Here is a 24,393-nt window from a genome sequence, read left to right as displayed (position 1 = left end):
GGCGCGGCCTGCCGCATGAGGCCGCGCCAGCCGTCGCGCCGAGGCGCGCCGCTCCCATCAACCGGAAGCATCCACATGGCTGAGCGCCGCTACTATGGTCCCCGCTCCGGCTTGCTGCTGACGGCGTTCCTGGTCGCGCTCGCGGCCTTGCTGGGTACCATCAACGGCCTGGGCCGGTTCGACCAGATACTCTACGACCGCGCGATTTCACTGGCACAGCGCCCGGCTGCACAGGACGTCCTGCTGGTCGCCATGGACGACCAGTCCATCGAGGCGCTCGGCCGCTGGCCATGGCCGCGCGTCATGCATGCCGCGCTGCTGGACCGGCTGCGGGAAGCGCGCGCGGTCGGCCTGGACATCGTGTTCACGGAGGCCAGCCCTCCCGGCCACCGTGACGACCAGATATTGGCCGAAGCCATTCGCCGCCACGGCAAGGTGGTCCTGCCCGTGGTGCTGGACAATCTGGAAGCGCCCACCCAGGCCAGCCTGCCGTTGCAGCCGCTCGCGCAGGCGGCCGCCGGCCTGGGCTATATCAACATCGAACTCGACAATGACGGCGTGGTGCGCCGCGCCACTTGGACTCGCGATATCGCCGGTTCGCGATGGGATCATTTCGTCCTGGCCATGCTGAAGACCGGCGGCGAAGCCGCGCGCGCCGAGGCCCTGCTGGATCGCCTGCCCGATTCGGCCACCACGCTGATCCCCTATTCAGGGCCGCCAGGCCACCTGCGTGCCGTGTCGTATTTGTCGGTGCTGCGCGGCGAAGTGCCACCCGCCATGCTGCGAGACAAGTATGTCCTGGTGGGAGCATGGGCCACCGGCATCGGCGACGTCTATCCCGCGCCCGTATCGCACAGCGCCAGCGGCATGTCGGGGGTGGAGATCATGGGCAACCTGCTGCACTCGACCCGCGAAGGGCTGCTGCTGCAATATGCGGCACCGTGGCAGACCGCGCTGGCCAGCGCCATTCCGGTGTTGCTGTTGTGCCTGGCGCTGCCCAGGCTGTCGCCCCGGCAGGCCGTCATGTGCAGCGTGGCCCTGCTGGCGCTGGCGCTGGCGGCGGCCCTCGCGGCTCTGCGCTGGGCCAACCTGTGGCTGCCGCCCGGCGCGGCCCTGCTGGGCGTCGCGGTCTGCTACCCCTTGTGGAGCTGGCGCAGCCAGGAAGCCGCGCTGCGCTACATGGACGGCGAGATGAAGCGGTTGCGGCTCGAGTATCCGCCGGTGCTGGACGAAGCCGGACCGCAAGGCGGCCGCATCGGGCGGTCGCTGGATCATTACGTGGGCGAACTGGATCGGACCCTCAGCCGCGTCCGCAACCTGCGGCGCTTTCTCGCCGATGGGCTGGACGGCATGCCCGATGCCACGCTGGTCATCGACCTGGCGGGGCGCCTGCAGTTCCGCAATCGTCCCGCGGTGCTGTACTTCCTGCATCTGAGCATCCGTCCGCCCAGGGCCGGCCAGGTGGTCGCGCCGGCGCTGGAGCAAGCCTTTTCCGACCAGGCCGCCCGCCAGGTCGTGCACCAGGCGCTGCATGCGTACGGCGCCGCCCAGGCCAATGGCGATACCGCGGCCCAGCGTATCAGCGTCGAGCTGCGCGACCGGGCTGGCCAGGATGTGCTGTTGCGGTGCGCGCCCATCCGCAATGCCACGGGCGGCTATGCCGGCACGGTGGTAACGCTGAGCGACATCACCGCCATACGGCAGGCCGAGCGCCGGCGCGATGAAACTCTTCGCTTCATCTCGCACGATATGCGGGCGCCGCAGAATTCGATCCTCGCGCTGGTGGCGCTGAACCAGCACGACCACGACGGCAGTCGGCCCCCGTCCGAAGCGCTGGCGCGCATCGCGCACCTGGCCAAGCGCACGCTCAGACTGGTGGACGACTTCATCCAGTTGACGCGCGCCGAATCGATGGACATCGCGCACGTGACACTCGACCTGGCCGACCTGGTGCGCGAGGCCGCCGATGAATTCTGGGCCGCCGCCCAGGCGCGCGGCATCACGCTGGGCGTGCAGGTACCGCCCGGGCCGGCGCTGGCCAACGGCGACCAGACGCTGATCATGCGCGCCATCAGCAATTTGCTGGATAACGCCATCAAGTACAGCCCGGATGGCAGCCCGGTACAACTGCGTGTCCAAGCGGGCGCCGATGCCTGGGACATCGAGATCGAAGATGCCGGCCCGGGCATTGCGCCGGACGACCAGGCCCGCCTGTTCGAGCCCTTCTTCCGCACCGGCGACGCGCATCGCTCCAGCACGGTCGGCTCCGGCCTGGGCCTGGCGTTTGTGCGCACCGTGGCACAACGCCATGGCGGACAGGTCGCCATTCACAGCCAGCCGGGCTCGGGCGCGCGCTTCGTGCTCAGCTTGCCGAAAGCGCTGGCCGAAGCAGACTACGAGGACGGCGCGCGGGCCTGAGCCCCCTCTAAAAGCAGCCCCCGCATGAGCAGGCCTAGCGGAATATGTGGGAAATCATGGTGGGCTGGCCCGCCTTGACTTCGAGCGTCGTGCGGTAGGGCGGCTGCGCGCTGTTGCGGATCGTCACCGAATATTTGCCCGGGGCCAGCCGCAGGGTCTTGAGGGGCGGGGTCACGCCGCGTGGCACGCCATTGATGAGAATCTCGCCCCAGGGACGCACATTTATGCTGACGCGGACCCGGGCCGGCGGCGGCGGCGTTTGCGATGGAGCGGCGCTGGCGGGCGCGGCGTTTCCGTCGGCCGGCTCTGCCGGGGCCGGCGCGTCGGCGGACACGCCCGGCGCCGCCTCGGCATACCCGCCTTGCCATTCGGCCGCGGGCAGCTCCGCCATGGCTACGGGGGCTGGATCCCGGAGCGACGGCGGCGCGACCCGTTCTACCGGGGTAGGATCGGCTCCCACCACGGTTTCCGAATGGGTAATGACCCCTTCCGGCGCGCCGGTCAGCCGGCCCCACCAGTAAGCCGACACGCCAAGCGTCGCCACGCCGAGCAGGATGGCCCGTGCAACCGCGCGGAAGCTTTGCCGGTGGGCGCGGCCCGGCGCATCCGGGGCCGCGGCTGGCGTCGCGGCGGGCGCCAGCGCCACGGCGGGCTCGGCGGCCCGCGGCGGCGCCGGCAATGCCAGCAATTCGGCCAGGGCCTGGACGGTGCGGGGCCGATCGGCGGGCGCGACGGCCAGGCCGGCATCTACTGCCTGGCAGAACGCCGCGTCATACTTCGGCAGGTCCATCGTGGACAGGGGACGATACGTCTCCGAGATGCGCCGCTCCGGAGCGGCGGGCGGCCGCTGGCCGGTGACCAGCGCATACGCCACGGCGCAGAGCCCGTAGATGTCGGTCCAGGGTCCGCGTGGCCATTCGGAATCTTCAGTGTAGAGCTCGAACGGGGCGTAGCCGGGCGTAGGCGCCTTGGGTTCGGCTGCCGGCGCATAGCCCGACAACGCCATCAAGTGCGCGCGCCCGGTTTCATCCAGTCCGATGGAATGAACTGAAATATCGCCGCAGATCCGTCCATCCTCGTGCAGTTCCTCGAGGGTCGGAATGAGCTCGGCAATCAGCCGCTGGATGCGGGACTGGGGCACCCCGCCCGCGGCAGTCGCGGCGATGGCGCTGAGCGGGCGATGGGCAAGAGGCGCGGCGCCGGCGAAGGGCCCGCGCGGGGTGGAAAAGCCGGCGGAGGTGAACATGACCGAAACGGAATGGAAATGCGCGAGAAACCATCGCCTGATAAACGAGGGGGCTCGATTCTCGCGCAGGCGCCATGCGCAGTTTACTGAAGTTACTTTTTATAACCGGAACTCGCAGTAAGAAGCATGTTTATTGCATCGCAGCATGCGCTATTGATTCATACAACGGATATTATCCGAGCATCCTTCCCGGGTTCATTTCACAATGGCTACGCCGGGAACAGGATGTGACTCCTTCTTCCACAGGCACAGGCTCAATCGTTCATGAAGACTCGCGCTTTCTTGCCCCCTCTGCTTTGCCTTCTGATCACGCTCGGCGGCTGCGCCGGGTTTGGTTCCAGCCTTGAAGGCCCACCGTCCCAAGCCGCGCAGGATGCGCTGGCGGAAGTCAAACAACAATACGCAGCCGGGCAGTATGGCGGCGTCATCCGCACCGTCGCGACGTCGGGGGACATTGCCGCCGCGCCCAAGTCGCTGCGCATCGAGGCCTACAAGTTGCAGGCGTTCAGCTATTGCGTGCGCAACTACGCGCAATTGTGCGAAGACACATTCGTACGCATTTTGCAGCTCGACCCGGCGTTCGTACTCGCGCCCAACGAGGCCGGCCACCCGCAATGGGGCCCGGTGTTCAAATCGGCACAGGCGCGCGCCGGGCGCTAGCAGTCCGGTCACCTGGCGCCTGGCATGGCGCCGGCGCAAAAAAACGGCCGCTGAAGCAATTCAGCGGCCGTTTCAGTTTCACCTGGCGGCCGGCATACCTTGCGGCATGCCGGCTGTACCGATGGCGGAGCGCCCTTATTCGGCGGGCCCTTCCTGGCCGGCGCCGGACGGAGGCGGCGTGTCGACATCGACCGTGACAGGCGCGTCCTCGAACGGGTTGGCCAGTTGCCGCGCGGCTTCGCGCTCGGCGGCTTCCAGGGCCTCCTTGTCCTTGCGGGCAATGTGATAGGCCAGGCCGGTACCCGCCGGGATAAGGCGGCCGACGATGACGTTTTCCTTCAGCCCGCGCAGGTCGTCGCGCTTGCCCATGATCGCGGCTTCGGTCAGGACACGGGTGGTTTCCTGGAACGACGCCGCGGAAATGAACGAGTCGGTCGACAGCGAGGCCTTGGTGATGCCGAGCAGCACGTTGTCGTACGTGGCGGGGCGCTTGTCTTCGGCGGTGACGCGGTCGTTCTCGTTCAGCAGCTCGGAACGCTCGACCTGCTCGCCCGGGATGAAGTCGGTATCGCCCGCATCGACGATGTTCACGCGGCGCAGCATCTGGCGAACAATCACCTCGATGTGCTTGTCGTTGATCTTCACGCCCTGCAGACGGTAGACGTCCTGGACTTCGTCGACGATGTAGGTCGCCAGCTTCTCGATACCCTGCAGGCGCAGGATGTCGTGCGGATCGGCCGGACCGTCGACGATCATTTCGCCCTTGTTCACCACCTGGCCGTCGTGCACCAGCACCTGCTTTTCCTTCGGGATCAGGAATTCGTGGCTGACGCCCTCGAGGTCGGTGATGACCAGGCGCTGCTTGCCCTTGGTGTCCTTGCCGAACGAGACGGTGCCCGTGACATCGGCCAGCATGCCGGCATCCTTGGGCGAACGCGCTTCGAACAGCTCGGCCACGCGCGGCAGACCGCCGGTAATATCGCGCGTCTTCTGCGATTCCTGTGGAATACGGGCCAGGACCTCGCCCACCGAGACCTGCTGGCCGTCACGCACGGTGATCAGCGCGCCCACCGGGAACGAAATGTTCACCGAGTGATCGGTGCCGGCGATCTTGACGTCCTCGCCGCTCTCGTTGACCAGCTTGATCTGCGGACGGGTAACGCCCTTGCCGCTGCGCGTCTTGGGCGTGATGACCACCAGCGTGGACAGGCCCGTGATCTCGTCGAGCTGCTTGGCCACGGTGACGCCTTCTTCGATATTCTCGAAGCGCACCGCGCCGGCATATTCGGACACGATCGGACGGGTCAGCGGATCCCAGGTGGCCAGGCGGGTACCCGCCTTGACGGCTTCGCCGTCGCCCACCAGCACGGTGGCGCCGTACGGGATCTTGTGACGCTCGCGCTCGCGGCCGTTGTCGTCGTAGATCGCCAGTTCACCGGAACGCGAGATCGCCACCCGTTCGCCCTTGGCGTTGGTGACATACCGCATGGTGCTGGCAAAGCCCACCTTACCGGTCGACTTGGTTTCCACCGCGCTGGCCAGGGCCGAACGCGACGCCGCGCCGCCGATGTGGAACGTACGCATCGTCAGCTGGGTGCCCGGTTCGCCGATCGACTGGGCAGCGATCACGCCGACCGCTTCGCCCACGTTCACGTGCGAGCCGCGGCCGAGGTCGCGGCCGTAGCAGTGCGCGCACAGGCCATGGCGGGTTTCGCAGGTCAGCGGCGTGCGCACCTTCACTTCGTCGACGCCGATGCGGTCGATCAGGTCGACCAGGTCTTCGTCGAGCAGCGTGCCGGCGGCGATCGCGGTTTCCTGCGTATCGGGGTCGACCACGTCCACCGCGGCCACGCGGCCCAGGATGCGGTCGCGCAGCGGTTCGATGACTTCACCGCCCTCGACCAGCGCCTTCATGGCGTAGCCCTGGGTGGTGCCGCAATCTTCCTCGGTAATCACCAGGTCTTGCGTAACGTCGACCAGGCGGCGGGTCAAGTAGCCCGAGTTCGCCGTCTTCAGCGCGGTGTCGGCCAGGCCCTTGCGCGCGCCGTGGGTCGAGATGAAGTACTGCAGTACGTTCAAGCCTTCGCGGAAGTTCGCGGTAATGGGCGTTTCGATGATCGAGCCGTCCGGCTTGGCCATCAGGCCGCGCATGCCCGCCAACTGGCGGATCTGGGCGGCCGAACCGCGCGCGCCCGAGTCGGCCATCATGTAGATCGAGTTGAACGATTCCTGGCGCACTTCCTCGCCGTGGCGGTTCACCACCGGCTCGGTAGCCAGCTGTTCCATCATCGCCTTGCCGACCTTGTCGCTGGCCTTGCCCCAGATGTCCACCACGTTGTTGTAGCGTTCCTGGGACGTGACCAGACCCGACGAGTACTGCTTGTCGATTTCCTTCACCTCGCGGCTGGCCTCGGCCAGGATGCCTTCCTTGGCCTTGGGAATCAGCATGTCGCCCATGGCGATCGAAATGCCGCCACGGGTGGCCAGGCGGAAGCCCGACTGCATCAGCTTGTCGGCGAAGATCACCGTGTCGCGCAGGCCGCAGCGGCGGAACGACTGGTTGATCAGGCGCGAGATTTCCTTCTTCTTCAGGGCCTTGTTCAGCACCGAGAACGGCAGGCCCTTGGGCAGGATCTCGGACAGCAGGGCGCGGCCGACGGTCGTTTCGTGGCGGCGGAGCACCGGCTGGAATTCGCCGTTGTCGTCACGTTCGTACTCGGTCAGGCGCACGGTGATGCGCGACTGCAGCTCGACTTCGCCGTTGTCGTAGGCGCGCTGCACTTCGGCCACGTCGGTGAAGAAGATGCCTTCGCCCTTGCCGTTGATGCGCTCGCGGGTCGTGTAGTACAGGCCCAGCACGATGTCCTGCGACGGCACGATCGAGGGCTCGCCGTTGGCGGGGAACAACACGTTGTTCGAGGCCAGCATCAGCGTGCGCGCTTCCAGCTGGGCTTCCAGCGAGAGCGGCACGTGGACGGCCATCTGGTCGCCGTCGAAGTCGGCGTTGAAGGCCGCGCAGACCAGCGGGTGCAGCTGGATCGCCTTGCCTTCGATCAGCACCGGCTCGAACGCCTGGATGCCCAGGCGGTGCAGGGTCGGCGCCCGGTTCAGCATGACCGGGTGTTCGCGGATGACTTCCTCGAGGATGTCCCAGACCACCGGTTCCTGGCTTTCGACCAGCTTCTTGGCGGCCTTGATGGTGGTCGCCAGGCCCATCATTTCGAGACGATTGAAAATGAAGGGCTTGAACAGCTCCAGCGCCATCAGCTTCGGCAGGCCGCACTGGTGCAGCTTGAGCTGCGGGCCCACCACGATGACCGAACGGCCAGAATAGTCGACGCGCTTGCCCAGCAGGTTCTGGCGGAAGCGGCCGCTCTTGCCCTTGATCATGTCGGCCAGCGACTTCAGCTGGCGCTTGTTGGCGCCAGTCATGGCCTTGCCGCGGCGGCCGTTGTCCAGCAGCGAATCGACGGCCTCTTGCAGCATGCGCTTTTCGTTGCGCAGGATGATTTCGGGCGCCTTCAGTTCGAGCAGGCGCTTGAGGCGGTTGTTGCGGTTGATGACCCGGCGGTACAGGTCGTTCAGGTCGGACGTAGCGAAGCGGCCGCCATCGAGCGGCACCAGCGGACGCAGGTCCGGCGGCAGCACGGGCAGCACTTCCATGACCATCCACTCGGCCTTGATGCCCGACTTCTGGAAGCCTTCCAGCACCTTCAGGCGCTTGGAGATCTTCTTGATCTTGGCTTCCGAGCTGGTGGCCTTGAGCTCGCCGCGCAGCGTTTCCACTTCGCGGTCGATGTCGATGGTGCGCAGCAGCTCGCGCACAGCCTCGGCGCCCATCAGGGCGCGGAAGTCGTCACCGTACTCTTCGGTCTTGGCCAGGAAGTCGTCGTCGGACATGATCTGGCCGCGCTTGAGCGGCGTCATGCCGGGCTCGATGACGCACCAGGCCTCGAAGTAGAGCACGCGCTCGATGTCGCGCAGCGTCATGTCCAGCACCATGCCCAGGCGCGAGGGCAGGCTCTTGAGGAACCAGATGTGCGCGACCGGGCTGGCCAGCTCGATGTGGCCCATGCGCTCGCGGCGCACCTTGGCCACCGTCACTTCGACGCCGCACTTCTCGCAGATCACGCCGCGGTGCTTCAGGCGCTTGTACTTGCCGCACAAGCACTCGTAGTCCTTGATCGGCCCGAAGATCTTCGAGCAGAACAGGCCGTCGCGCTCGGGCTTGAACGTGCGGTAGTTGATGGTTTCGGGTTTGCGGACTTCGCCGTAGGACCACGAACGGATTTTCTCGGGCGAGGCGATGCCGATCTTGATGGCATCGAACTGCTCGTCTTGCGAGACTTGCTTGAAGAGGTCGAGTAGCGCTTTCATTAGTTACGCTCCAGATCCATGTCGAGGGCCAACGAGCGGATTTCCTTGACCAGCACGTTGAACGATTCCGGCATGCCGGCATCGATGACGTGGTCGCCCTTGACGATGTTTTCGTAAACCTTGGTACGGCCGGTGATATCGTCGGACTTCACCGTCAGCATTTCCTGCAGGGTGTAGGCGGCGCCGTAGGCTTCCAGCGCCCACACTTCCATTTCCCCGAAACGCTGGCCGCCGAACTGCGCCTTGCCGCCCAGCGGCTGCTGGGTAACGAGCGAGTACGGACCGGTGGAACGGGCGTGCATCTTGTCGTCGACCAGGTGGTGCAGCTTCAGGTAGTGCATGTAGCCCACCGTGACCGGACGCTCGAATTTCTCGCCGGTGCGGCCGTCGAACAGCCATGCCTGCGTGCGCGATTCGGTCAGTTGCATGCGCTGGGCGACCTCGTCGGGATAGGCCAGCTCGAGCATCTTGCCGATTTCTTCCTCGGTGGCGCCGTCGAACACCGGCGTCGCGAACGGCACGCCGTTCTTGAGGTTCTGCGCCAGTTCCATGACTTCGTCATCGGTCAGGGTGTCGATCTGCGCGCCGGTGCCGGTGGTGTTGTAGACCTTGTCCAGGTAGGCGCGCACGTTCTTCACCTGCGCCGTGCGCTCGTCGCGCAGCATGTCGGCGATGCGATGGCCCACGCCCTTGGCGGCCCAGCCCAGGTGCACTTCCAGCACCTGGCCGACGTTCATCCGCGAGGGCACGCCCAATGGGTTCAGCACGATGTCGGCGGGGGTGCCGTCGGCCATGTGGGGCATGTCCTCGACCGGCGTGATGCGCGAGACCACGCCCTTGTTGCCGTGGCGGCCGGCCATCTTGTCGCCGGGCTGCAGGCGACGCTTGACGGCCAGGTAGACCTTGATCATCTTGAGCACGCCCGGGGGCAGCTCGTCGCCTTGCGTCAGCTTCTTGCGCTTCTCTTCGAAGGCCAGGTCGAACTGGTGGCGCTTCTGCTCGAGCGATTCCTTGGCCTGTTCCAGCACCACGGCGTGCGGCTCGTCGGCCAGCCGGATGTCGAACCACTGCCAGCGGTCCAGGTCCGCCAGGTAGGCCTTGGTGATCGTGGCGCCCTTGGCCAGCTTGCGCGGGCCGCCATTGACCGTCTTGCCGATCAGCATCTTCTCGATACGATCGAACTGGTCGTTCTCGACGATGCGCAACTGGTCGTTCAGGTCCTGGCGATAGCGGCGCAGTTCGTCGTCGATGATGGACTGGGCGCGCTTGTCGCGCACGATGCCTTCACGCGTGAACACCTGCACGTCGATGACGGTGCCGACCATGCCCGAGGGCACGCGCAGCGAGGTGTCCTTCACGTCGGACGCTTTTTCGCCAAAGATGGCGCGCAGCAGCTTCTCTTCCGGCGTCAGCTGGGTCTCTCCCTTGGGCGTGACCTTGCCCACCAGCACGTCGTCGGCGGTGACTTCGGCGCCGATGTAGACGATGCCGGAATCATCCAGGCGGTTCAGCTGGGTTTCGGCCAGGTTGCTGATGTCGCGGGTGATTTCCTCGGGCCCGAGCTTGGTGTCGCGCGCCACCACCGTCAGTTCCTCGATGTGGATCGAGGTGTAGCGGTCGTCGGCCACGACCTTTTCCGAGATCAGGATCGAGTCTTCGAAGTTGTAGCCGTTCCAGGGCATGAACGCGATGAGCATGTTCTGCCCCAGCGCCAGTTCGCCCAGGTCGGTGGAAGCGCCGTCGGCCAGCACGTCGCCCTTGGCGACCTTGTCGCCGCGCTTGACGATGGGACGCTGGTTGATGTTGGTGTTCTGGTTGGAACGGGTGTACTTGATCAGGTTGTAGATGTCGACACCGACTTCGCCCGCGACGTTTTCTTCGTCGTTGACGCGGATCACGACACGCTCGGCGTCGACGTGGTCGACCACGCCGCCGCGCAGCGCCTGCACGGTGGTGCCGGAGTCGACCGCCACGGTGCGCTCGATGCCGGTGCCGACCACCGGTTTCTCGGGACGCAGGCAGGGCACGGCCTGGCGCTGCATGTTGGCGCCCATCAGCGCGCGGTTGGCGTCGTCGTGCTCCAGGAACGGAATCAGCGAAGCCGCCACCGAGACGATCTGCGACGGGGCCACGTCCATGTAGTGCACGTTGGCCGGCGCGGTCAGCATGGTTTCGCCGGCTTCACGGCACGCCACCAGGTCGTCGACGAAGCGGCCTTCGTCATCGAGCGCGGCGTTGGCCTGCGCGATGACGTAGTTGCTTTCTTCAATGGCCGACAGGTAGTCGATCTGGTCGCTGACCTTGCCGTCGATGATCTTGCGGTAAGGCGTTTCCAGGAAGCCGTACTCGTTCAGGCGGGCATACAGCGCCATGGAGTTGATCAGGCCGATGTTCGGGCCTTCCGGCGTTTCGATCGGGCAGACGCGGCCATAGTGCGTGGGATGCACGTCGCGCACTTCGAAGCCGGCGCGCTCGCGGGTCAGGCCGCCCGGGCCCAGGGCGGAGACACGGCGCTTGTGCGTGATCTCCGACAAGGGGTTGGTCTGGTCCATGAACTGCGACAGCTGGCTCGAGCCGAAGAACTCCTTGATGGCAGCCGAGATCGGCTTGGAGTTGATCAGGTCGTGCGGCATCAGGTTTTCGGTCTCGGCCTGGCCCAGGCGTTCCTTGACGGCGCGCTCGACGCGCACCAGGCCGGCGCGGAACTGGTTCTCGGCCAGTTCGCCGACGCAACGCACACGACGGTTGCCCAGGTGATCGATATCGTCGATCTGGCCGCGGCCGTTGCGCAGCTCGACCAGCACCTTGATGGTCTCGAGGATGTCCTCGTTGGTCAGCGTCATGGGGCCGGTGATGTCCTCACCACGGCCCAGGCGGCTGTTGACCTTCATGCGGCCCACGCGCGACAGGTCGTAGGTTTCCTCGCTGTAGAACAGGCGCTGGAACAACGCTTCGACCGCGTCTTCGGTGGGCGGCTCGCCGGGGCGCATCATGCGGTAGATGGCCACGCGCGCGGCCATCTGGTCGGCGGTTTCGTCGGTGCGCAGCGTCTGCGAGATGTACGGACCGCGGTCCAGGTCGTTGGTATACAGCGTCTGGATTTCGCGCACGTTGGCCGCCCGCAGCGCGCCCAGCACGCTTTCGGTGATCTCGTCGTTGGCATGCGCCACCACTTCGCCGGTCTCGGCGTCGACGATGTTCTTGGCCAGCACGCGGCCGTACAGGAACTCTTCCGGCACCGAGATGCGCTGGATGCCGGCGGCAGCCATGTCGCGCAGGTGCTTGGCGTTGATGCGCTTGTCTTTCTCGACGATGACCTTGCCATCGCGGTCGGAGATGTCGAAACGCGCCATCTCGCCCTTCCAGCGCTCGGGCACGAACTCGATCATGCCGCCTTCGCTCTTGAGCTCGAAATTATCGAAGTCGAAGAAGTGCGCCAGAATCGATTCCGGCGTCATGCCGATGGCCTTGAGCAGGATCGTCACGGGCATCTTGCGACGACGGTCGACCCGGAAGAACAGCACGTCCTTGGGATCGAACTCGAAGTCGAGCCACGAACCGCGGTAGGGAATCACGCGGGCCGAGAACAGCAGCTTGCCCGAGCTGTGGGTCTTGCCGCGGTCGTGTTCGAAGAACACGCCGGGCGAACGGTGCAGCTGCGAGACGATGACACGCTCGGTGCCGTTGATGACGAACGAACCGGTGCCAGTCATGAGCGGAATTTCGCCCATGTAGACTTCCTGTTCTTTCACTTCCTTGATGGTCGGCTTGCTGACTTCGCGGTCGAGCAGCACCAGGCGCACCTTGGCGCGCAGCGGCGACGCGTAGGTCAGGCCACGCTGCTGACATTCCTTGACATCAAACACCGGCTCGCCCAGCACGTAGCTGACGAACTCCAAGCGCGCCATCCCGTTATGGCTGACAATCGGGAAAATCGACGAGAACGCCGCCTGCAGACCATCGTTGGCACGATCAGCGGGGGGAGTATCCGCCTGCAGGAAAGTTAGGTAGGATTGAAGCTGCGTGGCAAGCAGGAAGGGTACGTTCTGAACGTCTTCACGCTTGGCGAAGCTTTTGCGGATGCGCTTTTTTTCGGTGTACGAGTAAGGCATGAGCACTCCGACTCGAGGTTGCATGGGCCGTCAACCACGGCCCCAGGTGATACGACTCCAGGAAACCTCTCTGCAAAGGACACCCCGGCAGTAGGGGTTTCCTGGAAACGCAAAAGCCCGGGGACGGCAAATTGCGCTGTCCCCGGGCGTCGACGCAAAGTCTTACTTGAGTTCGACCTTGGCGCCGGCTTCTTCCAGCTTCTTCTTGGCGGCTTCGGCGTCAGCCTTGGCGATGCCTTCCTTGACGGGCTTCGGCGCGCCGTCGACCAGGTCCTTGGCTTCCTTCAGACCCAGGCCGGTCAGTTCGCGCACGGCCTTGATGACGCTCACCTTGTTGGCGCCGGCTTCGGCCAGCACAACGGTGAATTCGGTCTGCTCTTCGGCGGCGGCGGCGCCACCACCGGCAGCGGGGGCAGCCACGGCCACGGCGGCGGCGGCTGCCGACACGCCAAACTTCTCTTCCATTTCCTTGATCAGCTCGGACAGCTCGAGCACGGTCATGCCAGCGATGGCGTCAAGGATTTCAGCTTTGCTAAGTGCCATTTTTCAGAACTCCAAAATTGGATAAATGCCAGGTTGGGTGTCGCTCGGTCGTTCAGCGAATTCCGCGGACGGTGGCTTACGCCGCCGCCTTCTGGTCGCGCACGGCAGCCAGGCCGCGGGCGAACTTGGTCGGAACTTCGTTGAGCGTACGTACGAATTGCGCGATGGGGGCTTGCATGGTGCCCAGCAGTTTCGACAGCAACTCTTCGCGCGAGGGCATGGTGGCCAGGGCCTTCACGCCTTCTTGGTTCAACAGGTTGTTGGGCAGCGAGCCCGCCTTGATGACCAGCTTGTCGTTGCTCTTCGCGAAATCTGCCAGGACCTTGGCCGCCGAAACCGGATCGTTGCTGATCCCGTAGATCAGCGGACCGGTCAGTTGCTCGGACAGCGGCTCGAAAGCCGTGCCGGCAACCGCACGACGGGCCAGCGTGTTCTTGAGAACACGCAGGTACACGCCCGATTCACGCGCAGTCTTGCGCAGTACGGTGACAGAGGCGACGTCCAGACCACGGTACTCGGCGATAACGATCGACTGGGCCTTGGCAACAGCTGCCGAGACTTCCTCGATCACCACCGCTTTCTCTTGACGATTGAGACTCACGGTTTGAACACTCCATCAAAAGACGCCTGGGGCCTTGGCCTTGCGCGTCAACCGAATGCGGCGCCTGGTTGAGTTCTTCGGGTAAAGAAATCTTCCTGGGGACGCCGTCTACGCTGGATCCGGACCCGGTTGGCTCCGGGATTAAGCGGGGCACCTGCGATGCGGCTGCCTGTGCCCTGCTCCAGCGGTCTTTGACAGCAACATCCGGTATGACCCGGATGCAGCCCAAAGTTCGTTTTTGCCGCGGCCGATCAGTTGGCCGACAGCGATGCCACTTCCACGCGCGCACCGCCGCCCATGGTGGACGACACGGCGAGCTTGCGCAGATAAATACCCTTGGCGGCGGCGGGACGGGCCTTCTGCAGGGCGTCGACCAGCGCGGCCAGGTTGGTTTGCAACTGTTCCACGCCGAACGAGGCGCGGCCGATGGTGGCGTGAATGATGCCCGCCTTGTCGGTGCGATACTGGACCTGGCCGGCCTTGGCGTTCTTCACCGCCGTGGCGACGTCCGGGGTCACGGTGCCGACCTTGGGGTTCGGCATCAGGCCGCGCGGGCCCAGGACCTGGCCCAGGGCGCCCACGACACGCATCGTGTCGGGCGAGGCGATGACCACGTCGAAATCGATCTGGCCACCCTTGATGCGCTCGGCCAGGTCTTCCAGGCCGACGATGTCGGCGCCGGCCGCACGGGCGGCCTCGGCCTTGTCGCCCTGGGCGAACACGGCCACGCGGACGGCCTTGCCGGTACCGGCGGGCAGCACCACGGAGCCACGGACCAGCTGGTCGGACTTCTTGGGGTCGATGCCGAGCTGCACGGCCACGTCGATGGATTCATCGAACTTGGCGGTGGCGGTTTCCTTGACCAGGGTCAGGGCTTCGGCCACGGGATACAGCTTGGTGCGGTCGATTTTCTTGGCGATGGCGGCGGCGCGCTTGGACAGTTTGGCCATGATCAGATCCCCTCAACCGTGATGCCCATGCTGCGGGCGCTGCCAGCGATCGTGCGAACGGCGGCTTCGAGGTCGGCCGCGGTCAGATCGGGTTCCTTGGTCTTGGCAATTTCCTCGGCCTGGGCGCGAGTCAGCTTGCCGACCTTGTCGGTATGCGGCTTGGACGAGCCCTTCTGCACGCCGGCAGCCTTCTTGATGAGGACCGTCGCGGGCGGGGTCTTCATGATGAAGGTGAAGCTCTTGTCCGCGAAGGCGGTGATCACCACCGGAATCGGCAGACCGGGCTCCATGCCCTGGGTCTTGGCGTTGAACGCCTTGCAGAATTCCATGATGTTCAGGCCACGCTGACCCAGCGCCGGGCCAATCGGGGGAGAGGGGTTTGCCTTACCAGCCGGCACTTGCAGCTTGATAAAGCCGACGATCTTCTTCGCCATGCTTTGCTCCTTGCGGGTTCAATCGCCCGCCGCCAGACGCGGCGAGCTCCCCGGGGTTGAAAATCAGGTCTTCTCGACCTGGCTGAAATCGAGCTCGACGGGCGTGGCGCGGCCAAAAATGGTGACAGACACGCGCACCTTGCTCTTTTCGTAATTGACTTCCTCGACGTTGCCGTTGAAGTCTGCAAACGGACCTTCCTTCACGCGAACCATCTCGCCCACTTCGAACAGGATCTTGGGGCGGGGTTTCTCGACGCCCTCTTCCATCTGGGAGAGGATCTTCTCGACTTCCTTTTCGGAAATCGGCGTGGGGCGATTGCCCGAGCCACCCAGGAAGCCGGTGACGCGGTTGGTGTTCTTCACCAGGTGCCAGGTTTCGTCGGTGAGATCCATCTCGACCAGCACGTACCCCGGGAAAATGCGGCGCTCGCTGATGGACTTCTGGCCGCCCTTCATTTCGACGACTTCTTCCGAAGGCACCAGGATGCGGCCGAACGACGTCTGCAGGCCCGCGCGCTCGATGCGCTCGTTCAGGGCCTTGTGGACGCTTTTCTCCATGCCCGAGTACACATGGACGACATACCAACGTTTACTCATTCGGCGTCCTTATTTCCAGCCCAGCAACAGGCCGTAGAGTATCCATTCGATGCCCTTGTCGAGCACCCACATGAGCAAGCCCATGACCGCGACGAAGGCGAACACGATCCCGGTCATCTGGGTCGTTTCCTTGCGGGTCGGCCAGGAAACGCGCTTGGCCTCGTTGAACGACTCGCTGGCGAAGCTCAGGGTGCGACGGCCGGGCTCGCTGAACCAGGCGATCAGGGCGGCAAGCACCAGGCCGCCGACGAACACGCCGATGCGGGCAGCCATGGGCTGGGCGCTGAGCACCGAAAACCCGACGATGCCAGCAATAACAACAAGCACCGCCAGCCCGAGCTTGATCCGGTCGGCAGTACTGGTTACGGTTTCTACGCTGGTATTAGACATTTTGCGACGCGAGCCCGCCTTGAATGCGCGACTTGCGGTGATCTCCCGGCGGGTTTAAGAGCGAGCGGGGTTGACAACGAACTGGGCCATGGTTTCGGCCGCGATGGCGGCCAAACAGGATGGCAGGGGCAGTAGGAATCGAACCTACAACCTTCGGTTTTGGAGACCGACGCTCTGCCAATTGAGCTATACCCCTAAAACCTCTTGCGAGTATGTATGGCGACTTGCGGAACCATACATAGTACTACTTTTCCGACAAACATGGGAAGCGGGCCCAGAAGGGCCGGCTTCCCCATGCAAAACGCCTGGCTTAGGCGATGATTTTGGCGACGACGCCGGCGCCGACGGTGCGACCGCCTTCACGGATGGCGAAGCGCAGGCCTTCTTCCATGGCGATCGGCGCCAGCAGCTTGACCGTCATCGACACGTTGTCGCCCGGCAGCACCATTTCCTTGTCCTTGGGCAGCTCGATCGAGCCCGTCACGTCCGTCGTGCGGAAGTAGAACTGCGGACGGTAGCCGTTGAAGAACGGCGTATGACGCCCGCCTTCTTCCTTGGACAGAATGTACACCTCGGCCGTGAACTCCGTGTGCGGCGTGATCGAACCCGGCTTGGCCAGCACCTGGCCACGCTCGACTTCCTCGCGCTTGGTGCCGCGCAGCAGAATACCCACGTTGTCGCCCGCCTGGCCCTGGTCCAGCAGCTTGCGGAACATCTCCACGCCCGTGCAGGTCGTCTTCACCGTCGGCTTGATGCCCACGATTTCGATTTCCTCGCCAACCTTGATCACGCCGCGCTCGACACGACCCGTGACCACCGTGCCGCGACCCGAGATCGAGAACACGTCTTCCACCGGCATCAGGAACGCCCCATCAACCGCGCGCTCCGGCGTCGGGATGTACGTGTCCAGCGCCTCGGCCAGCTTCAGGATCGCCTGCTCGCCCAGCTCGCCCTTGTCGCCTTCGAGCGCCAGCTTGGCCGAACCCTTGATGATCGGCGTGTCGTCGCCCGGGAAGTCGTACTTCGACAGCAGCTCGCGGACTTCCATTTCCACCAGCTCCAGCAGCTCCGCGTCATCGACCATGTCCGCCTTGTTCAGGAACACGATGATGTACGGCACGCCAACCTGGCGCGAGAGCAGAATGTGCTCGCGCGTCTGCGGCATCGGGCCGTCTGCGGCCGAGCACACCAGGATCGCACCGTCCATCTGCGCCGCGCCCGTGATCATGTTCTTCACGTAGTCCGCGTGCCCCGGGCAGTCAACGTGCGCGTAGTGACGGTTCTCCGTCTCGTATTCCACGTGCGCCGTGTTGATCGTGATACCACGCGCCTTCTCTTCCGGCGCCGCATCGATCTGGTCGTAGCCGCGGGCTTCCCCGCCGAACTTCGTCGACAGCACCGTCGTGATCGCCGCCGTCAACGTCGTTTTGCCGTGGTCAACGTGACCAATCGTACCCACGTTCACGTGCGGCTTGGTACGTTCAAACTTGCCTTTTGCCATGGCTGACTCCTGACCTGGATTGAAGCTTCTGACTAAGAAGAGAACAAAAAGTAGTGGTGCCCATGACGCGGATCGAACGCGTGACCTCTCCCTTACCAAGGGAGTGCTCTACCACTGAGCCACATGGGCAAATTCTGGAGCGGGTGAAGGGAATCGAACCCTCGTCGTAAGCTTGGAAGGCTTCTGCTCTACCATTGAGCTACACCCGCGGGCATACCTTTCACCACTCGGCCCCTATTCCGCAACGCCCGCCGCACGCAACCGCACGGAAAAACCAAGGGCCTTACACTGCAAATCCAGGCTGTACGCCTGGATTTGGAATATGGGTCTCTGGTGGAGGAGGTTGGATTCGAACCAACGTAGGCGCAAGGCCAACAGATTTACAGTCTGCCCCCTTTAACCACTCGGGCACCCCTCCAGCGGAGAACTAGGGATTATGAACACTTTCATTTTGAAAGTCAAATCACCCTGCTTCGCGATCCGCAGGCTCAATAGCGGTCGAAGAACTCCTGCAGGACGGCCGGGTCGCGCGTCAGGGACAGGCCCAGCATGAGCAGGATGCGGGCCTTTTGCGGGCTGAGCTCGCCGGCCGCTATGAAACCCAGGGCATCGTCGTCCACTTCGACGTTGCGGGCCACCCGGCCGCTGCCGGTGCGGCTGGCCCGCACCACGGCCACCCCCGCCCCGGCGGCCCGCTGCAGGGCCTGCAAGGCCAGGTCCGTGGCATTGCCGTCGCCCACCCCGGCCAGCACGATGCCGCGCGAGCGGGCGGCCAGGAAATCGACCAGCTCGCCATCCAGCCCTACCCCTGCGTGGAGGACGTCGACGCGAGGCCAGCCGGCGGCCTCGAGCGCCTGCAGCGAAAACGCGCTGGCGCTGGAATGGAGTGTGTCGTTACGGGAGAAAAAGCTGGCGGTGCTGCCCCGCATGACTCCCGCCCGGCCGCGATTGGGCGAGGCAAAGGCGTTGACGCCCGCGCAGGCGATTTTCTGGACTTCGCGGGCGTAATGGATATCTTCGTTCATGACGACCAGCGGCCCGCGGCCTTTCGCCGCCGCGCAGCCGGCCAGGGCCACGGCGTGAAACAGGTTCGCCGGGCCGTCGGCGCCCGGCGCGGTGGCCGGCCGCATGGCGCCTACCAGGACCAGGGGCTTGTCGTGGCGGATGACCAGGCTGAGGAAATACGCGGTTTCCTCGAGCGTGTCGGTGCCGTGGGTCACCACGATGCCGTCGACCGCCGGGTCGCGGCACAGCGCCTCGATGCGCCGCGCCAGCGCCGCCCAGACGGCATGCGTCATGTTCTGGCTGCCGACGCTGGCGACCTGTTCGGCCTGGATACGGGCCAGCCGCTCCAGGCCCGGCACGGCGGCCAGCAGCTGGTCCACCGGCACGGCGCCGGCGCGGTAGGCATGGGCCGCGCCCCCCGACTGGGCGCCGGCGATGGTGCCCCCGGTGGCCAGCAGCGCGATCGCCGGCGGGCGCTCAGGCATCCAGCACCCCGGACAGGCCCTGGCGTTCGAGCAGGGAATTCAAGTGCTCCCAGCCGTGGAAGTCGATGACGATCTGGCCCTTTTCGCGGGCTCCGACTTTCAGGGCGACCTTCGTGCCGAGGTGGTCGGAAAGCGCCTCTTCGAGGCGCGCGACGTCGCGTGAAGCGCCGTTGGTTTTCTTGCGCGGCGCGGTATCCGATTCCTTGGCGGCCTTGGCGACCAGCTTTTCCGCCTCGCGCACCGACAGGCGCCGCGCGATGATCTGGTTGGCCAGCTGGATCTGCATGGCGGCGTCCACCGCCAGCAGCGCGCGCGCATGCCCCATGTCGATGTCGCCGGCCAGCAGCATGGTCTGCACCGGGCTGGCGAGGTTCATGAGCCGCAGCAGGTTGCTGGTGGCCGAACGCGAGCGGCCGATGGCCTGGGCGGCCTGTTCGTGGGTGAGCCCGAATTCGTCGAGCAGGCGGCGTACGCCCTGGGCTTCCTCGAGCGGGTTCAGGTCTTCGCGCTGGATGTTCTCGATCAACGCCATCACCGCGGCGTTCTCGTCGGCGACTTCGCGCACCAGCACGGGAACTTCCTTCAGCCCTGCCAGCTGGGCGGCGCGAAAGCGGCGTTCGCCCGCGATGATCTCGTAATGACCGGGATCGTCGCCGAGGGCGCGCACCAGGATGGGCTGCATGATGCCCTGCGTGCGGATGGAGTCGGCCAGTTCGTTCAGCGCGCCTTCGTCCATGCGGGTGCGCGGCTGGTACTTGCCGGCGCGCATCTTGCCAACGGGCAACGTGGACGGCGGGCCGTCGGGCTTGGCCGCGGCGGCTTTGCCGATGGTGTCGATGGCCGGGCCGTCCGCGCCGAGCAGCGCGTCAAGTCCGCGACCGAGACCTTTGGGTTTCTTGGTGGCCATGTCGAATCAATCCTTTGTTTTAGCTTTCAGGTTGTGCCGACGCTTCAATCCATGGTTTCGACGCGCTTGACCATTTCGGCGCCGAACGAGATGTACGCCTGGGCGCCGCGCGAGGCGCGGTCGTATACCACGCCGGGCAGGCCGTAGCTGGGTGCTTCGGCCAGGCGGACATTGCGTGGGATGACGGTCGAAAATACCTTGTCGCCGAAATGCGACTCGAGCTGGGCCGAGACCTGTTGCTGCAGGGTCATGCGCGGATCGAACATCACGCGCAGCAGGCCGATGAGGCGCAGGTCGCCGTTGATATTGCGATGCACCCGCTTGATGGTGTTGACCAGGTCGGACAGGCCTTCCAGGGCGAAGTATTCGCATTGCATCGGGATGATCACCCCGTGCGCCGCGGCCAGCCCGTTGAGCGTCAGGAGCGACAGCGTGGGAGGGCAATCGATCAGGATGAAATCGTACTGGCCGGCGACGCTGTCGATCGCCATCTTGAGCTGGCGTTCGCGGGCGTCCATATTGACCAGGTCGATCTCGGCGCCGGAGAGTTCGCGATTGGCCGGCAGCACGTCATAACCGCCCGCTTCCGAGCGCACGCTGGCCTCGCTGATGGAAGCGTCGCCGATCAGCACCTGGTAGAGGTTGGACTCCAGGGTGCTCTTGTCGATGCCGCTGCCCATCGTGGCGTTGCCTTGGGGATCCAGGTCGACCAACAGCACCCGCTTGCCGTGGGTGGCCAGGCCCGCCGCGAGGTTGATGGCGGTGGTGGTCTTGCCGACGCCGCCCTTCTGGTTGGCGATGCAAAAAACACGGGCGGATTTGCTGGGCGGGGTATTGTTCATAGAGTTCCTTGACTGCGGCGCATCCAGATGAGGCAGCGTTGCGCATCCAGTTCCGGCACGTGCAGCGCCTGGATGTCTTCCACGCGCCACTCGCCCTGCCGGTGCAGGACGTCGATCTCGTCTTCCGGCACCTTCCCTTTCATGGCGACGAGGGTACCATCGTTGCCGACGTGGCGGCCGGCCAGCGAAGCAAAATCATTGAGTGAAGCAAAAGCGCGCGATACGACGATATCGCGGCCGGCAGGCGGCAGGTCCTCGACGCGCGCGTGGACCGCCTGCAGGTTGGGCAGGCCGAGCACGCCCGACATCTGTCGCACGAAGGCGGTTTTTTTCTCGACGGCGTCGACGCACGTCACTTGCCAGCCAGCCTGCATGATGGCCAGCACGACGCCGGGCAGGCCGCCGCCCGAGCCGATGTCGTACAGGCTGGCTTGCGCCGTATCCAGCGCCCCGGCAAGCGGGTTGACGATGCTGAGGCTGTCGAACAGGTGCTGCACCAGCATCTGTCCCGGGTCGCGGATGGCGGTGAGGTTGTAGGTGCGATTCCAGCGCTGCATCTGCGCCAGATAGGCCAGCAACTGGTCGGCCTGCGCGGCCGCGATCGGCAGCGCCAGCTGGTCGCATGCGCGCGCCAGCCGGCTTGCCAGGCCGTCGTCGGGCGCGGCGCTCATGCGGCTTGCTTGCGCGTGCCGTAGTGCAGGCGCTTCAGGTGAATAAGCAGTAGGGAAATGGCCGCTGGCGTCACGCCGGAAATGCGCGCCGCCTGCCCGATGGTTTCGGGGCGATGGTCCTTGAGTTTCTGGCGCACTTCGAACGACAGGCTGCTGACGGCGTCATAGTCGATATCGGCCGGGATGCGCTGTTGTTCATGGGCCAGGTGCTTCTGCACCTCGTCCTGCTGCCGGGCGATATAGCCGGCGTACTTGACCTGGATCTCCACCTGCTCGGCCAGGATCGGGTCGTCCTGCACGCCAGGGCCCGCCAGCAAGGTGCCGTCGGCATTGCGGGCAGCCATGAGAGTGGCATATGACACGTTGGGGCGCTTCAGCAAGTCTGATAGTGAGTACTCACGTTCAATCGCCTTGCCCAGCAGCGGCTCGGCCGCCTCGGCCGGAAAGCTGCGCGGATTGACCCAGGTCGATTTCAAGCGCTCGACTTCGGCCGCCACGGCATCGCGCTTGCGGCTGAAAGCATCCCAGCGCGCGTCGTCTACCAGGCCCAGCTTGCGGCCGATTTCGGTCAGGCGCAGGTCGGCGTTGTCTTCGCGCAGGCTCAAGCGGTATTCGGCGCGGGAAGTGAACATGCGATACGGCTCGGTCACGCCGCGCGTGACCAGGTCGTCGACCAGCACGCCCAGATAGGCTTCGTCGCGGCGCGGGGTCCAGGCGTCGCGTTGCAGCGCCTGCAGGGCGGCATTGGCGCCGGCCAACAGGCCTTGGGCAGCGGCTTCTTCATAGCCGGTGGTGCCGTTGATCTGGCCGGCGAAGAACAGGCCGCCGATGGCTTTGGTCTCGAGCGTGGTCTTCAAGGCCCGCGGGTCGAAGTAGTCGTATTCGATGGCGTAGCCAGGCCGCAAGATATGGGCATTTTCCAGGCCGGGCAAGGAATGGATAAGCTCCCATTGCACATCGAACGGCAGGCTGGTCGAGACACCATTGGGGTAGACCTCGTGGGTATCGAGCCCTTCGGGTTCCAGGAATACCTGGTGCGAGGCCTTGTCGGCGAAGCGGTGGATCTTGTCTTCGATGGACGGGCAGTAGCGCGGCCCCACGCCTTCGATGACGCCACTGTACATGGGCGAGCGATCCAGGCCGCCACGGATGATGTCGTGGGTGCGCGCGTTGGTGTGGGTGATCCAGCAGGGCAACTGCCGGGGGTGCATGGCGGCCGTACCCAGGAATGAAAATACGGGTATGGGATCCAGGTCGCCCGGCTGCTCTTCGAGCACGCTGTAGTTGATGGTGCGTCCGTCGATGCGGGGCGGCGTGCCCGTCTTGAGGCGGCCCTGCGGCAGCTTGAGTTCTTTGAGGCGCTGGCCCAGGGAGATGGCGGGCGGGTCGCCGGCGCGGCCGCCGGAGTAGTTCTGCAGCCCGACGTGGATGAGTCCGTTCAGGAAGGTCCCGGCGGTGAGCACGACGGTACGGGCGTGGAATTTCAGGCCGATCTGTGTGACTGCCCCAACGACTTTGTCGCCCTGGACCATGAGGTCGTCGACGGCCTGCTGGAAGATCCAGAGGTTGGACTGGTTTTCTAGACGGGAGCGTATGGCTTTGCGGTACAGGACGCGGTCGGCCTGGGCACGCGTGGCGCGGACGGCGGGCCCTTTTGATCCGTTGAGAATACGGAACTGGATTCCTGCTTCATCGGTGGCAATGGCCATGGCGCCGCCGAGCGCATCGACTTCTTTGACCAGGTGTCCTTTGCCGATCCCGCCAATGGAGGGATTGCAGGACATTTGGCCCAGGGTTTCGATACTGTGCGTGAGTAGCAAGGTTTTTGCGCCGATGCGAGCCGCGGCAAGGGCTGCCTCGCTACCGGCATGGCCGCCACCCACGACAATCACGTCAAACTCGCGCGGATAATCCATGATGAAAAGCAGAAAAAAGAGCTGATGGCTGCCATTATAGTTTGGAGGCGGCCGGTGTTTCACGTGAAACATGGGATGGATTTGAAACGAAGATCAGCAATGGGTTGCCTACCCTTGCCGACACATTGCTTTACTGGTTGGGGTGCGACTTCAGCTTGCTAGCATGCCGCTGTTTTCACGACACGTACTAGCTGCCGATGGCTAACAAAACATCAGTCTGTTATGGGAGGATCTGCCCCTTGGGGCGCCTAGCCCGCCTGGTGATATGGGTGCACAGAAGCGCCCTTCCGAGCGCCCTCTGCCGGATATCGCAGGTGTTTAAGGCACGGCGGCCATCGGTCTTTGGGTTCTTGAGACGCCTGCGCGTGTCAGTGGCGCCTGAGTGGCCACGTCGCTCGGCTCGGGCGCGCCACCAGGCGCCCTCGGCCCCCTACGGGGGCTTCCCTCGCTCCAACTGGCCACTCAGGCGCCACTGACACGCGCAGGCTACAGCCCCTATAGACGGAAGCACGAGTTCCAACTACGCTCATGGGCGAGAGGAGCGGATATAGCCACTGGTCGAAGTATTACCTGATGACTGCCGCCGGAGGGACGGGGCATGCCGCGGATGTGAGTCCTGGCTGGGGCCGTGAGAGCGGGTCGGCCAGTTGGAGCGAGGGAAGCCCCCGTAGGGGGCCGAGGGCGCCTGGTGGCGCGCCCGAGCCGAGCGACGTGGCCGGCCCGCTCTCACGGCCCCAG

The 24,393-nt window shown here is 65.0% G+C and carries 17 protein-coding genes and 4 tRNA genes; 2 read left to right on the top strand and 19 right to left on the bottom strand.

Annotated features, from left to right (window positions below; genetic code table 11):
• The first annotated feature begins 75 nt into the window (after positions 1 to 75).
• Positions 76 to 2,418: a CHASE2 domain-containing protein gene (locus ACKTT0_RS08825; protein ID WP_407849555.1), complete on the top strand. Its 2,343-nt coding sequence runs from the start codon at positions 76 to 78 to the stop codon at positions 2,416 to 2,418.
• A 34-nt stretch (positions 2,419 to 2,452) separates the two neighbouring features.
• On the opposite strand, the gene ACKTT0_RS08820 is transcribed toward ACKTT0_RS08825, so the two are convergent.
• Entirely contained in the window at positions 2,453 to 3,664 is a 1,212-nt protein-coding gene (locus ACKTT0_RS08820) for a serine/threonine-protein kinase (protein WP_407849554.1), read from the bottom strand.
• Between the two features lie 264 nt (positions 3,665 to 3,928).
• Between ACKTT0_RS08820 and ACKTT0_RS08815 the strand changes: the two genes are divergently transcribed.
• Positions 3,929 to 4,324: a TssQ family T6SS-associated lipoprotein gene (locus ACKTT0_RS08815; protein WP_407849553.1), complete on the top strand. Its 396-nt coding sequence runs from the start codon at positions 3,929 to 3,931 to the stop codon at positions 4,322 to 4,324.
• 135 nt (positions 4,325 to 4,459) lie between these two features.
• Here ACKTT0_RS08815 and rpoC read toward each other — a convergent pair whose 3' ends face one another.
• From rpoC to mnmG, 18 genes are all read right to left on the bottom strand, one after another.
• Positions 4,460 to 8,701 (bottom strand): DNA-directed RNA polymerase subunit beta', encoded by a 4,242-nt coding sequence (rpoC, locus tag ACKTT0_RS08810; RefSeq protein ID WP_407849552.1) that lies wholly within the window; start codon positions 8,699 to 8,701, stop codon positions 4,460 to 4,462.
• On the bottom strand, positions 8,701 to 12,813 hold the full coding sequence (rpoB, locus tag ACKTT0_RS08805; RefSeq protein ID WP_407849551.1) for a DNA-directed RNA polymerase subunit beta: 4,113 nt from the start codon (positions 12,811 to 12,813) through the stop codon (positions 8,701 to 8,703). Before rpoB ends, rpoC begins: the two co-directional genes overlap by 1 nt.
• Before the next feature lie 162 nt (positions 12,814 to 12,975).
• Positions 12,976 to 13,356, bottom strand: a complete 381-nt coding sequence (rplL, locus tag ACKTT0_RS08800; protein WP_407849550.1) for a 50S ribosomal protein L7/L12 — start codon at positions 13,354 to 13,356, stop codon at positions 12,976 to 12,978.
• A gap of 76 nt (positions 13,357 to 13,432) precedes the next feature.
• Positions 13,433 to 13,957 (bottom strand): 50S ribosomal protein L10, encoded by a 525-nt coding sequence (gene rplJ, locus ACKTT0_RS08795; RefSeq protein WP_028355602.1) that lies wholly within the window; start codon positions 13,955 to 13,957, stop codon positions 13,433 to 13,435.
• 251 nt (positions 13,958 to 14,208) lie between these two features.
• Positions 14,209 to 14,907: a 50S ribosomal protein L1 gene (rplA, locus tag ACKTT0_RS08790; protein WP_028355601.1), complete on the bottom strand. Its 699-nt coding sequence runs from the start codon at positions 14,905 to 14,907 to the stop codon at positions 14,209 to 14,211.
• A gap of 2 nt (positions 14,908 to 14,909) precedes the next feature.
• Complete coding sequence (rplK, locus tag ACKTT0_RS08785) at positions 14,910 to 15,341, bottom strand: 50S ribosomal protein L11 (protein WP_028355600.1); 432 nt, start codon at positions 15,339 to 15,341, stop codon at positions 14,910 to 14,912.
• Positions 15,342 to 15,404: 63 nt separating this feature from the next.
• Complete coding sequence (gene nusG, locus ACKTT0_RS08780; RefSeq protein ID WP_012251787.1) at positions 15,405 to 15,938, bottom strand: transcription termination/antitermination protein NusG; 534 nt, start codon at positions 15,936 to 15,938, stop codon at positions 15,405 to 15,407.
• Positions 15,939 to 15,947: 9 nt separating this feature from the next.
• Positions 15,948 to 16,328: a preprotein translocase subunit SecE gene (gene secE / locus ACKTT0_RS08775; protein WP_407849549.1), complete on the bottom strand. Its 381-nt coding sequence runs from the start codon at positions 16,326 to 16,328 to the stop codon at positions 15,948 to 15,950.
• A 120-nt stretch (positions 16,329 to 16,448) separates the two neighbouring features.
• Positions 16,449 to 16,524, bottom strand: a tRNA-Trp gene (locus ACKTT0_RS08770).
• A 114-nt stretch (positions 16,525 to 16,638) separates the two neighbouring features.
• Positions 16,639 to 17,829: an elongation factor Tu gene (gene tuf / locus ACKTT0_RS08765; RefSeq protein WP_094808077.1), complete on the bottom strand. Its 1,191-nt coding sequence runs from the start codon at positions 17,827 to 17,829 to the stop codon at positions 16,639 to 16,641.
• Between the two features lie 54 nt (positions 17,830 to 17,883).
• A tRNA-Thr gene (locus ACKTT0_RS08760) sits at positions 17,884 to 17,958 on the bottom strand.
• A 6-nt stretch (positions 17,959 to 17,964) separates the two neighbouring features.
• Positions 17,965 to 18,038, bottom strand: a tRNA-Gly gene (locus ACKTT0_RS08755).
• Positions 18,039 to 18,160: 122 nt separating this feature from the next.
• A tRNA-Tyr gene (locus ACKTT0_RS08750) sits at positions 18,161 to 18,247 on the bottom strand.
• A gap of 70 nt (positions 18,248 to 18,317) precedes the next feature.
• Positions 18,318 to 19,319: an asparaginase gene (locus tag ACKTT0_RS08745; RefSeq protein WP_407849548.1), complete on the bottom strand. Its 1,002-nt coding sequence runs from the start codon at positions 19,317 to 19,319 to the stop codon at positions 18,318 to 18,320.
• Entirely contained in the window at positions 19,312 to 20,226 is a 915-nt protein-coding gene (locus ACKTT0_RS08740) for a ParB/RepB/Spo0J family partition protein (RefSeq protein ID WP_407849547.1), read from the bottom strand. Before ACKTT0_RS08740 ends, ACKTT0_RS08745 begins: the two co-directional genes overlap by 8 nt.
• A 44-nt stretch (positions 20,227 to 20,270) precedes the next feature.
• Positions 20,271 to 21,068, bottom strand: a complete 798-nt coding sequence (locus ACKTT0_RS08735; RefSeq protein ID WP_407849546.1) for a ParA family protein — start codon at positions 21,066 to 21,068, stop codon at positions 20,271 to 20,273.
• Complete coding sequence (gene rsmG / locus ACKTT0_RS08730) at positions 21,065 to 21,739, bottom strand: 16S rRNA (guanine(527)-N(7))-methyltransferase RsmG (protein ID WP_407849545.1); 675 nt, start codon at positions 21,737 to 21,739, stop codon at positions 21,065 to 21,067. Before rsmG ends, ACKTT0_RS08735 begins: the two co-directional genes overlap by 4 nt.
• The gene (gene mnmG / locus ACKTT0_RS08725; protein ID WP_407849544.1) at positions 21,736 to 23,655 is read right to left on the bottom strand and encodes a tRNA uridine-5-carboxymethylaminomethyl(34) synthesis enzyme MnmG; all 1,920 of its coding nucleotides are present in this window, start codon (positions 23,653 to 23,655) and stop codon (positions 21,736 to 21,738) included. The genes rsmG and mnmG overlap by 4 nt, the downstream gene beginning before the upstream one ends.
• Positions 23,656 to 24,393 lie beyond the last annotated feature (738 nt).

Source organism: Bordetella saccharivorans (assembly GCF_045862855.1).
GTDB classification, from domain to species: domain Bacteria; phylum Pseudomonadota; class Gammaproteobacteria; order Burkholderiales; family Burkholderiaceae_B; genus Bordetella_A; species Bordetella_A petrii_F.
The sequence above is the reverse complement of the archived record's forward strand: the minus strand, read 5'-3'. Positions and strand labels throughout refer to the sequence as shown.

What these genes read in the sequence shown, in the direction of transcription:
- ACKTT0_RS08825 (WP_407849555.1), top strand. Translation starts at nt 76, where the DNA reads ATGGCTGAGCGCCGCTACTATGGTCCCCGCTCCGGCTTGCTGCTGACG.
- ACKTT0_RS08820 (WP_407849554.1), bottom strand. Translation starts at nt 3,664, where the DNA reads ATGTTCACCTCCGCCGGCTTTTCCACCCCGCGCGGGCCCTTCGCCGGC.
- ACKTT0_RS08815 (WP_407849553.1), top strand. Translation starts at nt 3,929, where the DNA reads ATGAAGACTCGCGCTTTCTTGCCCCCTCTGCTTTGCCTTCTGATCACG.
- rpoC (WP_407849552.1), bottom strand. Translation starts at nt 8,701, where the DNA reads ATGAAAGCGCTACTCGACCTCTTCAAGCAAGTCTCGCAAGACGAGCAG.
- rpoB (WP_407849551.1), bottom strand. Translation starts at nt 12,813, where the DNA reads ATGCCTTACTCGTACACCGAAAAAAAGCGCATCCGCAAAAGCTTCGCC.
- rplL (WP_407849550.1), bottom strand. Translation starts at nt 13,356, where the DNA reads ATGGCACTTAGCAAAGCTGAAATCCTTGACGCCATCGCTGGCATGACC.
- rplA (WP_028355601.1), bottom strand. Translation starts at nt 14,907, where the DNA reads ATGGCCAAACTGTCCAAGCGCGCCGCCGCCATCGCCAAGAAAATCGAC.
- rplK (WP_028355600.1), bottom strand. Translation starts at nt 15,341, where the DNA reads ATGGCGAAGAAGATCGTCGGCTTTATCAAGCTGCAAGTGCCGGCTGGT.
- nusG (WP_012251787.1), bottom strand. Translation starts at nt 15,938, where the DNA reads ATGAGTAAACGTTGGTATGTCGTCCATGTGTACTCGGGCATGGAGAAA.
- secE (WP_407849549.1), bottom strand. Translation starts at nt 16,328, where the DNA reads ATGTCTAATACCAGCGTAGAAACCGTAACCAGTACTGCCGACCGGATC.
- tuf (WP_094808077.1), bottom strand. Translation starts at nt 17,829, where the DNA reads ATGGCAAAAGGCAAGTTTGAACGTACCAAGCCGCACGTGAACGTGGGT.
- ACKTT0_RS08745 (WP_407849548.1), bottom strand. Translation starts at nt 19,319, where the DNA reads ATGCCTGAGCGCCCGCCGGCGATCGCGCTGCTGGCCACCGGGGGCACC.
- ACKTT0_RS08740 (WP_407849547.1), bottom strand. Translation starts at nt 20,226, where the DNA reads ATGGCCACCAAGAAACCCAAAGGTCTCGGTCGCGGACTTGACGCGCTG.
- ACKTT0_RS08735 (WP_407849546.1), bottom strand. Translation starts at nt 21,068, where the DNA reads ATGAACAATACCCCGCCCAGCAAATCCGCCCGTGTTTTTTGCATCGCC.
- rsmG (WP_407849545.1), bottom strand. Translation starts at nt 21,739, where the DNA reads ATGAGCGCCGCGCCCGACGACGGCCTGGCAAGCCGGCTGGCGCGCGCA.
- mnmG (WP_407849544.1), bottom strand. Translation starts at nt 23,655, where the DNA reads ATGGATTATCCGCGCGAGTTTGACGTGATTGTCGTGGGTGGCGGCCAT.